12 protein-coding genes and 1 tRNA gene are annotated in these 12,831 nt (G+C 65.4%); 8 read left to right on the plus strand and 5 right to left on the minus strand.

Annotated features, from left to right (window positions below):
- The first annotated feature begins 4 nt into the window (after positions 1-4).
- The 4 genes from C7401_RS29215 to C7401_RS29230 all read left to right on the plus strand — a co-directional run bounded on the left by C7401_RS29215 (position 5) and on the right by C7401_RS29230 (position 2,202).
- Entirely contained in the window at positions 5-790 is a 786-nt protein-coding gene (locus tag C7401_RS29215) for a cytochrome c1 (protein ID WP_112174878.1), read from the plus strand.
- Between the two features lie 113 nt (positions 791-903).
- The gene (locus tag C7401_RS29220; protein ID WP_027797364.1) at positions 904-1,515 is read left to right on the plus strand and encodes a glutathione S-transferase N-terminal domain-containing protein; all 612 of its coding nucleotides are present in this window, start codon (positions 904-906) and stop codon (positions 1,513-1,515) included.
- Positions 1,516-1,595: 80 nt separating this feature from the next.
- Positions 1,596-2,108, plus strand: a complete 513-nt coding sequence (locus C7401_RS29225; RefSeq protein ID WP_112174879.1) for a ClpXP protease specificity-enhancing factor — start codon at positions 1,596-1,598, stop codon at positions 2,106-2,108.
- An 18-nt stretch (positions 2,109-2,126) separates the two neighbouring features.
- Positions 2,127-2,202, plus strand: a tRNA-Thr gene (locus C7401_RS29230).
- A 109-nt stretch (positions 2,203-2,311) separates the two neighbouring features.
- Here the strand turns inward: C7401_RS29230 and C7401_RS29235 are convergent.
- Together C7401_RS29235 and C7401_RS29240 are read right to left on the minus strand one after the other, a co-directional pair.
- Positions 2,312-3,262 (minus strand): cation diffusion facilitator family transporter, encoded by a 951-nt coding sequence (locus tag C7401_RS29235; RefSeq protein WP_112174880.1) that lies wholly within the window; start codon positions 3,260-3,262, stop codon positions 2,312-2,314.
- 92 nt (positions 3,263-3,354) lie between these two features.
- Entirely contained in the window at positions 3,355-6,099 is a 2,745-nt protein-coding gene (locus C7401_RS29240) for a type IIG restriction enzyme/methyltransferase (RefSeq protein WP_112174881.1), read from the minus strand.
- A gap of 200 nt (positions 6,100-6,299) precedes the next feature.
- Between C7401_RS29240 and C7401_RS29245 the strand changes: the two genes are divergently transcribed.
- Positions 6,300-7,451: a methyltransferase gene (locus C7401_RS29245; RefSeq protein ID WP_112174882.1), complete on the plus strand. Its 1,152-nt coding sequence runs from the start codon at positions 6,300-6,302 to the stop codon at positions 7,449-7,451.
- Positions 7,452-7,606: 155 nt separating this feature from the next.
- Here C7401_RS29245 and C7401_RS29250 read toward each other — a convergent pair whose 3' ends face one another.
- The gene (locus C7401_RS29250) at positions 7,607-7,927 is read right to left on the minus strand and encodes a type II toxin-antitoxin system HicA family toxin (RefSeq protein ID WP_112174883.1); all 321 of its coding nucleotides are present in this window, start codon (positions 7,925-7,927) and stop codon (positions 7,607-7,609) included.
- A gap of 372 nt (positions 7,928-8,299) precedes the next feature.
- Between C7401_RS29250 and C7401_RS29255 the strand changes: the two genes are divergently transcribed.
- Complete coding sequence (locus C7401_RS29255; RefSeq protein ID WP_112174884.1) at positions 8,300-9,163, plus strand: class I SAM-dependent methyltransferase; 864 nt, start codon at positions 8,300-8,302, stop codon at positions 9,161-9,163.
- A gap of 31 nt (positions 9,164-9,194) precedes the next feature.
- Here C7401_RS29255 and C7401_RS29260 read toward each other — a convergent pair whose 3' ends face one another.
- The gene (locus tag C7401_RS29260; protein ID WP_112174885.1) at positions 9,195-9,788 is read right to left on the minus strand and encodes a DUF1415 domain-containing protein; all 594 of its coding nucleotides are present in this window, start codon (positions 9,786-9,788) and stop codon (positions 9,195-9,197) included.
- Between the two features lie 4 nt (positions 9,789-9,792).
- Complete coding sequence (locus C7401_RS29265) at positions 9,793-10,440, minus strand: TetR/AcrR family transcriptional regulator (protein ID WP_112174886.1); 648 nt, start codon at positions 10,438-10,440, stop codon at positions 9,793-9,795.
- Between the two features lie 188 nt (positions 10,441-10,628).
- On the opposite strand from C7401_RS29265, the gene C7401_RS29270 reads away from it, so the two are divergent.
- Together C7401_RS29270 and C7401_RS29275 are read left to right on the plus strand one after the other, a co-directional pair.
- Positions 10,629-11,912, plus strand: coding sequence for an MFS transporter (locus C7401_RS29270; protein ID WP_112174887.1), 1,284 nt, complete (start codon positions 10,629-10,631; stop codon positions 11,910-11,912).
- A gap of 119 nt (positions 11,913-12,031) precedes the next feature.
- Positions 12,032-12,634: a nitroreductase family protein gene (locus C7401_RS29275; protein WP_112174888.1), complete on the plus strand. Its 603-nt coding sequence runs from the start codon at positions 12,032-12,034 to the stop codon at positions 12,632-12,634.
- Positions 12,635-12,831 lie beyond the last annotated feature (197 nt).

Below are 12,831 nucleotides of genomic sequence, written 5' to 3' on the forward strand. Positions count from 1 at the left end.
AGATATGACGAGACAATCTCTGTTTTCGACGCTCGCGAAGGTGAGCGTCCGCGCCAGCCTGGCCGCTTTGGCGCTCACTTGTGCATTTGGGGTCGGGTCCGCGTCGGCGCAGGAAAATATTCCGCTCGACCGTGCTCCCGATAACGGCGAAAATCTTGCTTCGCTGCAACACGGCGCCAAATTGTTTGTAAACTACTGCCTGAATTGCCATAGCGCGAACTTGATGCGCTACAGCCGGTTGCAGGATCTTGGCATTCCACAGAAGCAAATCGAAGATAATCTGCTGTTTACGACCGACAAGGTCGGCAACACGATGTCCATCGCGATGCGCCCGGACGACGCGAAAGCGTGGTTCGGCGTGCCGCCGCCGGACCTCTCCGTGGAAGCGCGGGCGAAAGGGCGTGACTGGCTGTACACGTACCTGCGCAGCTTCTACCGCGACGACACGCGGCCGACTGGCTGGAACAACCTGGTGTTCGAGAACGTGAGCATGCCGCACGTGCTGTGGCAGTTGCAGGGCATCCGCACGGCGAAGTTCGAGGACACGACGGACGAGGAAACCGGGGAAAAAGTGCGTCGTTTCGCAGGGTTCCAGCAGGTCACGCCCGGTACGCTGTCGCCTGTGGATTATGATGCCGACGTGGCCGACCTGGTGGCTTACCTTGGCTGGATGGCCGAACCCGAGCAGAAAACCCGCAGGCAGCTTGGCGTGTGGGTGCTCCTGTTCCTTGGCGTCCTGAGCTTTTTTGCGTGGCGATTGAACGCCGCGTACTGGAAAGATATCAAATAGGCACGTCCTGACCGACGTGGGGCCGGTGCGACGAGAAGCCGTCTGACGGTTCTGGACCGTCAGGCGGTTTTTTCGCCTGCTGGCCTTTTGGGTTTATTGAGGAAATGTAAATCATGATGGTTCTGTACTCCGGCACTACCTGCCCGTTCTCCCAGCGCTGCCGGCTGGTGTTGTTCGAAAAGGGCATGGACTTCGAAATTCGCGACGTCGACCTGTTCAACAAACCGGAAGACATCGCCGTGATGAATCCGTACGGTCAGGTGCCGATTCTGGTCGAGCGCGACCTGATTCTGTACGAGTCGAACATCATCAATGAGTACATCGACGAGCGCTTCCCGCATCCGCAGCTGATGCCGGCCGATCCGGTTCAGCGCGCCCGCGCGCGTCTGTTCCTGCTCAACTTCGAGAAGGAACTGTTCGTGCACGTGAGCACGCTCGAAAACGAGAAGGGCAAGGCCGCCGAGAAGAACCACGAAAAGGCGCGCCTCGCGATCCGCGACCGCCTCACGCAGCTCGCGCCGATCTTCCTGAAGAACAAGTACATGCTGGGCGAAGAGTTCTCGATGCTCGACGTCGCGATTGCGCCGCTGCTGTGGCGTCTGGATCACTACGGCATCGAACTGTCGAAGAACGCCGCACCGCTGATGAAGTACGCCGAGCGCATTTTCAGCCGTCCGGCGTACATCGAAGCGCTGACGCCGTCGGAAAAGGTGATGCGTCGTTAAGCAGCACCCCGGTGGTTTGCGGGTAACAGAGGCGGCGTGCACGGCGTAGGTGTGAGCGCCGCCTCGCGAAAGGATTGTTGATGCAAGAGATTTCCACCAAGCCGTATTTGCTGCGCGCGCTGTATGAGTGGTGCACCGACAACGGCTTCACGCCGCATATCGCGGTGCGGGTCGACAACAGCACGCGTGTGCCGCGCCAGTTCGTGCGCGACGGCGAGATCGTGCTGAACATCAGCTTCGAGGCGACGAGCCAGTTGCAGATGGGCAATGAGATGATCGAGTTCCACGCCCGTTTTTCCGGCAAGTCGCACAAGATCGAAGTGCCCGTTGCGAATGTCCTCGCGATCTACGCGCGCGAGAACGGGCAAGGCATGGCGTTTCCGGTCGAGTCGCCGCCGGGCGACGCCGACGACGTGCTGTCCTCCGAAGATCACGAAGATTCGGACACGGGCGCGCATGAGGCGCACGAACTGCGCGACGAGCCTGCCGAAGCGCCCGCGGCCCCGGTTGCGCCGCGCGCCGTCCAGAAAGATGAGCGCGACGACGACGGTGGCAATAAGGGCGGCAAGGGCCACCTCAAGATCGTGAAATGAAGTAGAATAGCGGGCTACGCCGGCTTAGCTCATCTGGTAGAGCAGTTGATTTGTAATCATCAGGTGGCGGGTTCGAGTCCTGCAGCCGGCACCATATACAAGACAAAGGGTTACGTGAAGTTCACGTAACCCTTTGTGCTTTCTGGGCGCCCTAACGTGGCGGCACGCGGTGGCGGCACGCGGCGGCGGCACGCCGCCGCATCTCACTCCGCCCATTGCGGATCGCTCGTGAACATGATCGTGAGCCAGCGGTGCGACTCGTCGCCGCCGATGGCCCGGCCGATCTCGTCGCGAATCGCGTCCCATTCGGCGATGCGCTTGGGCGGCATGTCCGGCGACACCACGAAGTACAGTTCGATTTCGCGGGAGCGCCCCACCTTCGCGACATAAGCGCGGTAGTACTCGAAGCCGTAGCGCTCCACGAACCGCGCCGCGATGGCATCGACGTGCCGCTTGAGGTCGGGGGGCGCGACGAGCAGCACGTCCAGCAGCGCCTGGCGGATTTCCGCGAGCGGTATCGGAATGATCACGACGCACACCACCACGAGCGCCGCCGGGTCGACGTAGGGCGTGAGGTGCTCCCACGCCGTTCCCTGGATCGCGTAGCCCGCGCTGAAGGCGATCAGGAGGGCCGCCGTGATGCCCGCGGACATGATCCACGACTTGATGTCGAGGCGCAGGAAATCCGAACGGATGCGGCGATTCGCGCGCGACTCCACCACGGCCATCGCAAGACAGGCGCTCACCGTGAGCGCGGCATAGCCGAGCGCCGGGCCGAAGTGCAGTTCGTGGCCGCCCGACAGCAGGTTCGTGATGCCGTTGATCAGCGCGTAGACGGCCACGCCCACCAGCAGCGTGCTGTTGAGCCCGAGCACCATCGGTTCGAGATGCCAGAAGCCCATGGTGAAGCGCTCGCGCCACTTGCGCGGCAGATCGACGTTGACCGCGTAGGAGGTGATGAGGCGCACGACCGCGAGGGCCAGCGCGCTCATGCTCGCGTCGATGAGCGAGTAGACGCCGTCGAACACGATTGAGAACGATCCCGAAACCAGCCCGAACACGACGCCGAAGATCGCGATCAGCAACGTCGTGGCGATCGAAAGCCGCAGCACGCTGCTTTCGTCCGAGGTGCCGAACAAGCGTGGCCATTTCATGCTGTCTGCTCTCCGCGCGTATGAGCAAGGGTTGAGCAAGACTAGCCGACTCGCCGGGACGCCGTCGCCGGGCTGTCCGTTCGCCGGTGTGTTCAGCGTTGCGGCTTCGCGGCGGCGCGGCCTTCCACGAGATCGATCTCCTGTGCGGTCAATCCGAATGCCGCGTACAGGCAGGCGTTGATGTCGCGCGCCATCGCGGCGGCCTGCTCGCCGCCGGTCCCCTCGTGCGGGCACCGCAGCAGTGCGCTCACGCGCGCCGCGATCGCGTGACGCACCGAGGCGTCGGCGGGTGCGGGCAACGTGTCGATCATCGCCTTGGTGAACGCCACGCCGCCGTTGTAGCTCGACGCCCCGAAGCGCGCGCGGATCAGGAAAAGCGAGAGCGGGCAGTTGAGCAGCGCGGCCGCGAACATCAGCAGGTCGTCGTCGTGCGCGCGCAGGATCAGCGTGGTCTTGCCGGGAATCGTGTCGCCGGCCAGGTCGAGCGCCGCGTCGAGCCGCGTGAGGCCTTTCACGATCACCTTTTTCGCGGCGGCTTTTGCGCGGTATCCGTTCGCGAACGTCGCTGCGAAGCGTTCGCGCTCGACCACCGGCTCCGCGTAAGCGTTGCCGAGATAGGTCATTGGCTTGGTGCCCCAGCGCGACCGATAGCGGCCGAGTGTGCCGGTGTTCACCACGCGATAGTGGCGCTCGCGCGAGTAGCGACCGGCGGCTTCTTCGACGAGCGGCGCGAGCCGGTAGGCGTCCGCGGTCGCGCAGGCGTTTTCGCACGGCAAGAGCGAGCCGAGCGTTGGGTGCGAGCGGGCGAGGCGTTGCGCGAATGCGTGGTGCGGCGAGAGCAGCGCATCGAGCCGCCACGGCGCTTCGAGCGTGCGCTTGCCGGTTTGCGCGAGTTCGGTGAGAGCGGTGGCGTCGATGCGCGCCGTCGTGACGACGTCCGTGCCCGCTTCGCCATAGAGCGTGACGATCGAATCGACGCGCGCCTGCTCGAACACGTCCCGCCCCAGCGCGACGATGCGCTTGATCTTGCCGATGTGTCGCGCGCGGAACGCTTCGCCAAACGGCTTCGAGAGCCACTTGTCCGGCGTGAGGTACGCCATCGCGCCGCCCGGCCTCAGCAGCGCGAGGCCCAGTTCCATGAACACGATGTACAGGTCCCAGTTGCCTTTCGCGCTCGGCCAGCGCCGCGTGAGTTGCTCGCGCAAGGCGCGCTGGCCTTCGTTGATCATGCGCTCGGAGTCGATGTATGGCGGGTTCGCGATCACGGCGTCGAAGCCTTCGAAGCGGCCGTCGTCGGCGAGAAGATCCGCGAACTCGACGCGCCATTCGAACGCGGCGGCGTCCGCGGGCGTGGCGTTGCCGCCGGGTGTGGCGCGAGCGAGCAACGCGTCGCGCTGTTGCGCGAGCCGCGACGCTTCGGCGGCGTTTTGCGCGCGCGTGGTGGAGGCGCGCAGCCTGGCGGTTATCGCGCGATAGTCGGCCACCGCGTGCGCGGCGTCGCGCAACGGCGCGTCGAACGCGAATCGGCTGATGGTCGCGTTGCCTTGCTTGAGATTGGCTTCGAGATTCGGCAGGGCGACGGGCGGCGCGCTGGCGGTGAGATCCGCGTGTTCGAGCAACTCGATCCAGAGCCGCAGACGCGCCATGCCGACCGAATCCGCGCTGATATCGACCCCGAACAGCGAGTGCTCGACGATGCCGCGCTTCACACGAAACAATGCGGCTTCGATCTCGCGAATGGCCGCGCCGTCGCGTTCGCGCGTGAGCGACGCGCCATTCGCGTGCGTGACGCAAAGGCGGTCGTCGGCCACGGTGATGGCGTATGGGTTGAGCGCTTCGCGGTCGCAGGCGTCCAGCAAGCCGAGTCGCACTTTCAGTACGAGCAGTTCGTTGAGCGCGCAGACGAGCAGATGCCCCGAGCCCACGGCCGGATCGCAGATGCGCAGCGCGTCCAGCACCATGCGGGCTTCGTCGTGGTCCACGATCGATTCGGATAGCTGATCGATGGTGGCGCAGCACCAGCCGTTCGCGCGGTTCAGGCGAGTCAGCGCGGCCTGCGTGAGCGCCGGGCGCGCGAGTTGCATCGCGACGCTGGCGGGCGTGTACCACGCGCCGTCGCGGTAGCCGTTGAGTTTCTCGAAAATGAGGCCGAGCGCGGAAGCGTCGAGGCAAGGTCGGCTGGCGGCGTCTCGCCCGATCACGCCCGCCGAAAACTCGAACGCCGCGAGAAAATCGAGCAGATAGGCCAGCACGCTTCGTTCGCCGCTTTCCGGCGCGAGCGCCGACCGGGCGTATAGCGGCAGGGTTGCGCTTGCGTCGAGCGCGCTCATGGCGAGCAGATGCCGGTCGAGATCGCGCGGCTCGAAATGCGAGCCGTCGAAGCGCGGGAGATGGGCGAAGCGTGACGCCTGGGTCGTGCCGCCGAGCACGTCGTTGCATAGCGCGTCGAGTTCCGCGAACGAGCGGATCTGCGCGCTGTTCAGAAAGCCGTACAGCGGGTCGCCGTCATGCAGCGTCAGCAGGCGCGTTTCCAGCACCTTGAGAAACACGAGCCGGCTGATCCACGCGATGCAAAGCCGCAGCGCTAGCGCGAAACGTTCCGCCTCGTCGTGGCGCACATGCGCGAGACGCACTAGTGCGAGTTCGATAAGCGACCCGTTCGAACGCTCATGCGGTGCGAGCCGTGCAACCGCGCACCGCGCGCCCGTCGTGCTTTCGCACAGCCCCACGATATGCAGCAACTCGGCGTAAAACCCTTCGTCGAGCCCCGCGCCCGCCCGGGCGCGGCGGGTGCGCGGTTTGCGCGCGCGGCGCGTCTGCTGGGTCGTTTCGGGCATGGTTTCAGGGGGCGGGCGAAGGCCCGGTCGGCGCCCATTTTACTGCCGCATGCTTCGTGTTTTCGCGTGCGCTTTCGTCCTATGCCGTTTGGCCGGGTCGACGCGCATGGCCGCCTGAGCGATGATCGCGGCAATGGCGATACGGCGGACCGCGCCGCGTCGCTCTCCTATATGATGGCGCCGCATTGCACATTCGACCTATGACCGAACATCCCACTCTCACCTGGCCCGACACGGAAGGCCCGCGCACGGTGCGCTGGCGCTCCGAGGCCGGCGTGCCCGCGCCCAAACGCGTGGTGCTCGCCGACGACAGCACGACCGCCGACGCGGCGTATCGTCTCGCCTGTGAAGGCACCGCGCTGCTCTGGCAGGGCGACTTTCAAAACGCGCGTCAGCTCTTGCTGGCCATGGGGCGCCGTGCGGAGCGCAAGCCGCGCAAGGCCGCGGCGGCGCCCAAGGCGCCCGCCACGCCGCTCGAAGCGTTTCACCTGCACCGCCAGGCACAGGCCCAGCGTGCGCGCACGCTCGGCATGGTGCTGATTCCGCTCGAAGGCGATTACGGCATCAACCTGCGCCGCGCGCCCGACGTGCGGCTCACGTGTGAGGAGGCGTGGGGCGCGCCCAATGGCGAGGCTTCGGTCGTTTCGCTGCGCGAGATCCTCGGCCTTATCGGTGCGCATGAGTGGCGCAAGAAGGGCGTCGAAATCGCGGCGCTCGACGGCGAGCGCATTCATCCGTACTACGGCGTGTTCTCGCCGGTGCGCGGCGAGTATGTCGATCTCGTCGCGCGCACGGCGCTGCCTTCGCTCGAAAAGGCTTTCGATATCGGCACGGGCACCGGCGTGCTTGCCGCCGTGCTCGCCTCGCGTGGCGTGAAGCATGTGGTCGCCACCGATCAGGACGCCCGCGCGCTGGCCTGCGCGCGCGAGAATCTCGAGCGCCTCGGCTACGCGGCGCAGGTCGAGGTGGTCGAGGCGGATCTGTTCCCGCCGGGGCGCGCGCCGCTCGTCGTCTGCAATCCGCCCTGGGTGCCGGCGCGGCCCGCGTCGCCTATCGAATACGCGGTGTTCGATCCGGACAGCCGCATGCTGCGCGGCTTTCTTGGCGGTCTCAAGGATCACCTCGAACCGCGCGGCGAGGGCTGGTTGATCCTGTCCGATTTCGCCGAGCATCTCGGGCTGCGCACGCGCGAAGCGCTCGTCGAGATGATCGTGCAGGCCGGGCTGGAAGTGGTAGGGCGCGAGGACATCCGGCCGCGGCACCCCAAGGCCTCCGATCCCAACGATCCGCTCTACCGCGCGCGCGCAGCCGAAGTGACGTCGCTATGGCGTTTGAAGGTGCGGCCCGAGTGAGCCGGAGGTAGGGGAACGCGCCGGCAAAAAGAAGCGGGCAGGCCGCAGGCGGCCCGTGTCGGTGTCGATCGTCGGCGCTGGCGGCGCAACCGCCGCGCCGGCGATCCGGCTTTATATCGGTTTTGTATCGGTTTTACATCGGCTTCACTTCGGCGTCACCCCGGATAGGCCTCGTCGACCTTGAGGCCCGCGAGCTTGAAGATCACGCGCAGGGTTTGCGGCTTGATGTCGCGACGCGACGCGAGCGCCGACATCACGAAGTCGAGAACCTTCGCGTACTTCAGCAGTATCAGGCAGGTCTCGAGATCCGATGGCCCGTCACGCATGGTTTCCGCAACACGCAGCATCTCCACCGAGATGTCGCGCGCCATTTCCAGCTCCAGTTGCTGCTTTTCCGTCCAGTCGGGAACCGTGACGAGTTTCGTAAGCAGTTCCTGGAATTTTTGTTCTGCGTTGCCGTCAGGTATCGTATTCATTGCATGCCCCATGCAAGGCCGTACAGCGTCGTGCGCTCTTCGCGCAGCGGGGGCTGCGCCAGCCTGATTTATCGCAACCGGCGAACCCGGTACGACCTCCCAATGCGCGCCATCCGGTACATAGCCGGCCGGCAGCGCTACGCTTTGGTCCTTTTTGGGCATCGGGGACGAAAATCCTCGTGTCTCTTCTATTCAACCCCTCCCTCCTGTCCGCACGTGGGTCAGCGTGCCGGACGCAGTTACGACACGGGCCGTTCTTCAGGGTTCGACGGCCTTGACCAGCTTTTTTCGTAAAATGACAGATATTCCAGATCCCTTCTGTCGCCTGTCGCACGTTTCGCGCGACTCGACACCTTTCTCCAAGCCACGCCGATGTCCAGCAAGACTTACGAAATCCGTCCGAACCAGTCTGTCGAACTCCTGAAAGAGCTCCACATCCTGACGCGCGACGGCAAAATGAACCAGGACAGCCGCCGCAAGCTGAAGCAGGTCTATCACCTGTTCCAGTTCATCGAGCCGCTTCTGAAGGAACTGAAGCAGGACGGCCGCGACGTGACCCTCGTCGACCATGGTGCGGGCAAGTCCTACCTCGGCTTTATTCTCTACGACCTGTTCTTCAAGGATCAGCGCGACAGGTCACATATCTATGGCATCGAGACGCGCGACGAACTCGTGAAGCGCTCGCAGGAGCTGGCCAAACACCTGGGCTTCGGGGGGATGTCTTTCCTGAACCTTTCGGTGGCCGATTCGATCACGTCGACGCAACTGCCGCCGAGCGTCGACATGGTGACCGCGCTGCACGCCTGCGACACCGCCACCGACGACGCGCTGCGCTTCGCGCTCAAGAAGCACGCGCGCTTCATCGTCGTCGTGCCGTGCTGTCAGGCCGAGGTGGCGGGCGTGCTGCGCAGGAACAAGGGCAAGTCGCTCGGCCAGGCGCTGACCGAAATCTGGCGGCATCCGCTGCATACGCGCGAATTCGGGAGCCAGATCACCAATGTGCTGCGCTGCCTGCAACTCGAGGCGCACGGGTATCAGGTGAGCGTGACGGAACTGGTGGGCTGGGAGCATTCGATGAAGAACGAACTCATCATCGCCCAGTACAAGGATTTGCCGCGCGGCCGTGCGGCAGCTCGACTCAACGAGATTCTCGACACCTTTGGTCTCGCCGAGTTGCGTGAGCGCTTTTTCGCCGACGAGGGTGAGGCGGCCGCGGAGCCTGCGACCGAAGCCTGAGCCGCGCAGAACCCGTGACCGGGGCGCGGCGTCAGTCGCGCTTCGCCATCCAGTCGCGCCAGCCTTGGAAGCCGAGCTTGCGCAGCGTTTCCTGGTTGCGTTCGTAGATGTCGGCGGCGTCGGGAAACGCCTCGACCGCGCGCTCGATGCTCGCCTCGCGCAACAGGTGCAGGATCGGATACGGCGCGCGATTCGTGTAGTTCTCGATGTCGTCGGGCGCGGTGCCGTCGAACTGGAATTGAGGGTGAAAGCTCGCCACCTGTAGCGTGCCTTCGAGCCGCAACTGGCCGACAAGCCGCTCGGCAAACCAGGTCGCGTCGTTGAACTCGGCGAAATCGGCGAGCGCGTGGGGCAGGATCAGCAGTGTCGTGTCGATTTCGGCGGCGTCGGTCTGCGCGAGCGTTTGCAACTCGCGCTCCAGATCGATAAGGACGCCTTCGAGTTCGGTTGCCTCGCTGATCACATAGCGAATCTGGTTTTTCACGTGCACGCCCTTTGCGAACGGGCAGAGGTTCAGCCCGATCACGGCGCGCGTGAGCCAGTGCCGCGTGGCGTCGAGGATTGCGGCGTGATTGTCGGATGGCGCGTCGGACTGCGCGGAAGGCGGCAGGGAAGTATCGGTCATCGCGTCATTTTAGCGGCGCGGGGCACGCCGCTTCGATCAGCCGCTTCGCCATGCGCGGCGCTGCGTGGATCACCCCGCAGCCCGGCCCGTAGGTCTGGCTCGCGGCATAAACACCTTCCACGATGAGCGCGAGTTCCTCGGCGAGCGCGACCGCGTCCGTTGCGCCCGCTCCCTGCGCGAGCGCGGTGAGCCGCGCGATCAGCTTCGACTTGTTGACGTCCACGCTGCGTCGCGCGGGATGCGTGGCGTCGGGAAATTCCGTGGCGACGTTGACGAACGGGCAACCGCGATAATCCGGCGCCGAGGCGCGCCGCGCCAGATCCTCGAAATACTGCACCAGTTGCTTGACCGGCTCGCCCGGATGCTTCGCGAGACTTTCGTCGAAGCGCTGGAAAAAGCGCACGTCGCAGCGTTGCAGGTACGCAACGACGAGATCATCCTTCGACGAAAACTGCCGGTACAGGCTCATCTTGTTCACGCCCGCGCGCTCGACCACGGCTTCGATGCCCACCGCGCGCACGCCTTCGCGGTAGAACAGCTCGTCGGCGGCAAGCAGAAGATGCTCGTGAGCGCGCGCGCCCGGCTTCTGCGCGCGCGGGCGCTTTGCCGGCCCCGTAGCGGGGGCCGCTTCGTCCTGGCCTTCGTGTTTCATGAGGGCATCTCGCGATCAAGGGATTGCTTGACATGTTACCGAGCGGTCACTACTATCGCAACACACTTGTGACCGATCGGTAACAATCAAGCGGTGGTGCATTGTCGCAGCCACGCGAGCCGTCACAACGAACAACTCAACGAACCGTCGCACGCTTCGCGCGCTGCCACGGCGTGACAGGAGCATCAATGAACTGGGCAGCGAGGCGAATAGGCGGGCGTTTCCACTATGGATGGCTCGTCGTGGCGGTGGTGTTTTTCGTGCTGCTGGCGGCCGCCGGCACGCGCGCGACGCCGAGCGTGATGATGGTGCCGCTCGAGCACCAATTCGGCTGGAGCCGGGCGACGATCTCGCTCGCCATTTCGGTGAACATCGCGCTCTATGGGCTGATGGGGCCGTTCGCGGCGGCGGCCATGCAGCGCTTCGGCGTGCGGCCCACGTTGCTCGTGGCGCTCGCCACGATGGCGGCGGGCGTCGCAATCTCGGCGCTGATGACCCACCCGTGGCAGATGATCCTGATCTGGGGCGTGATGGTGGGCGGCTCGACCGGCGTGGCTGCGCTCTCGCTCTCGGCCACCGTCGTTACGCGCTGGTTCAGCTCGCATCGCGGCCTCGTCATGGGCATCCTCACCGCGAGTTCGGCCACGGGCCAGCTCGTGTTCCTGCCTTTGCTCGCGGCCATTGCGCAGAAGTACGGCTGGCAACCGGTGGTGCTCGTGGTTGCAGCCGCCGCCGCCGTGGCGCTGCCGCTCGTGCTGTTCCTGCTGCCGGAGCGGCCCGCGAGCGTGAATCTGCGTCCGTTCGGCGAGGACGAGAGCACCCCAGTCGCCCCGCCTGCGCCGCAGCAAAATCCGCTGAAGATCGCGTTTGACGCGCTGTTCTCGGCAAGCCGCACGCGCGACTTCTGGCTGCTGTTCTTTAGCTTCTTCATTTGCGGCGCGAGCACCAATGGCTATGTGGGCACGCACCTCATCGCGATGTGCGGCGACTACGGCATGACCGAAGTGCAGGGCGCCTCGTTGCTCGCGACGATGGGCATTTTCGACCTGTTCGGCACGACGCTCTCGGGCTGGCTCTCGGACCGCTTCAACAGCCGCGTGTTGCTGTTCTGGTACTACGGGCTGCGCGGCCTCTCGCTGATCTATCTGCCGCACGCGTTTGGCATCGACTTCTTCGGGCTGCCGATCTTCGCGGTGTTCTACGGCCTCGACTGGATCGCGACCGTGCCGCCGACGGTGCGTCTTGCCACCGACGTCTACGGCAAGGAGCGCGCGCCGATCGTGTTCGGCTGGGTGGTGGCGGGCCATCAGCTCGGCGCGGCGTTCGCGGCGTTCGGCGCGGGCCTGCTGCGCTCGAGCCTCGGCACGTACACGGTGGCGTCGATGATCTCGGGCGGCTTGTGCCTCGTGGCGTCGTTCCTCGTGTTGCGGATCAATCGCGGGCCGCGTACGGTGGGCGTGCAGACGGCCTGACGTGGCTTGACGCGGGCTGCGCGAGCGTGCCGCCCGTCGCACTTGAGCGTATTTCACGCGCTGCGGTTATGCTAGTGACCCCCGGGCAAGCCGCCCGCCACCGCAAGGACACACAAGGCATGACGAAGCACAAACCCGCACCGACAGCCGTGCCCATTCACGAACTCATCGCCGGGCGCTGGAGCCCGCGTGCCTATTCGAGCGAGCCGGTGAGCCGCGAGGCGCTGCACGCGGTGATCGAGGCGGCGCGCTGGGCGCCCTCGGGCTACAACCTTCAGCCGTGGCGCTTTATGGTGTTCGATCGCAGCGCCGACGAGGCCGCGTTCAAGCGCGCGTTCGCGACGCTCGTGCCGTTCAACCAGCAATGGAACACGCCGGCGCCGGTGCTGATCGCCGTGACCGCGCAAACGCTCAACTCGAAGGGCGAAGTCAACCGCACGGCGCAATACGACGCGGGCGCGGCGGCAATGTCTCTCGTGCTCCAGGCGCATGCGCTGGGCCTCGCCGCGCACCAGATGAGCGGCTTCGACGTGCAGGCGTTCCGCACGGAATTCGCCCTGCCGAACGACGTGGAGCCGCTCGCGATTATCTCGATCGGCCACTACGGCGAAACCGACAGGCTGGAGCCGGTGCTGCGCGACCGCGAAAAAGCGGAGCGCACGCGCTCGGCGGTGGGCGACATCGCCTACGAAAACGCCTGGAAGAAGCCGTTCAAGGGTTGATCCTGCAACCGGGTGCGCGCCGGCTGGCTGCGCGCGTGTCCGGTGCTCCCAGATGGGTCATATGAAACGCGCGGCGCAGTCCGCGCGTTTTTCTTGTGGGGCCGCATCAAGGCCCTGCGGTTGCCCAGCGCCGCGCTTTCGTGTTACAAAGCCGGTCCTCCCCGACCTTTCCTCTCTCGCGCGCGCATTCGCTGCGG

Origin of the sequence: Paraburkholderia unamae (assembly GCF_003268775.1) — a bacterium.
In the GTDB taxonomy this organism is placed as follows: Bacteria; Pseudomonadota; Gammaproteobacteria; order Burkholderiales; family Burkholderiaceae; genus Paraburkholderia; species Paraburkholderia unamae.

What these genes read in the sequence shown, in the direction of transcription:
- C7401_RS29215 (WP_112174878.1), top strand. Translation starts at nt 5, where the DNA reads ATGACGAGACAATCTCTGTTTTCGACGCTCGCGAAGGTGAGCGTCCGC.
- C7401_RS29220 (WP_027797364.1), top strand. Translation starts at nt 904, where the DNA reads ATGATGGTTCTGTACTCCGGCACTACCTGCCCGTTCTCCCAGCGCTGC.
- C7401_RS29225 (WP_112174879.1), top strand. Translation starts at nt 1,596, where the DNA reads ATGCAAGAGATTTCCACCAAGCCGTATTTGCTGCGCGCGCTGTATGAG.
- C7401_RS29235 (WP_112174880.1), bottom strand. Translation starts at nt 3,262, where the DNA reads ATGAAATGGCCACGCTTGTTCGGCACCTCGGACGAAAGCAGCGTGCTG.
- C7401_RS29240 (WP_112174881.1), bottom strand. Translation starts at nt 6,099, where the DNA reads ATGCCCGAAACGACCCAGCAGACGCGCCGCGCGCGCAAACCGCGCACC.
- C7401_RS29245 (WP_112174882.1), top strand. Translation starts at nt 6,300, where the DNA reads ATGACCGAACATCCCACTCTCACCTGGCCCGACACGGAAGGCCCGCGC.
- C7401_RS29250 (WP_112174883.1), bottom strand. Translation starts at nt 7,927, where the DNA reads ATGAATACGATACCTGACGGCAACGCAGAACAAAAATTCCAGGAACTG.
- C7401_RS29255 (WP_112174884.1), top strand. Translation starts at nt 8,300, where the DNA reads ATGTCCAGCAAGACTTACGAAATCCGTCCGAACCAGTCTGTCGAACTC.
- C7401_RS29260 (WP_112174885.1), bottom strand. Translation starts at nt 9,788, where the DNA reads ATGACCGATACTTCCCTGCCGCCTTCCGCGCAGTCCGACGCGCCATCC.
- C7401_RS29265 (WP_112174886.1), bottom strand. Translation starts at nt 10,440, where the DNA reads ATGAAACACGAAGGCCAGGACGAAGCGGCCCCCGCTACGGGGCCGGCA.
- C7401_RS29270 (WP_112174887.1), top strand. Translation starts at nt 10,629, where the DNA reads ATGAACTGGGCAGCGAGGCGAATAGGCGGGCGTTTCCACTATGGATGG.
- C7401_RS29275 (WP_112174888.1), top strand. Translation starts at nt 12,032, where the DNA reads ATGACGAAGCACAAACCCGCACCGACAGCCGTGCCCATTCACGAACTC.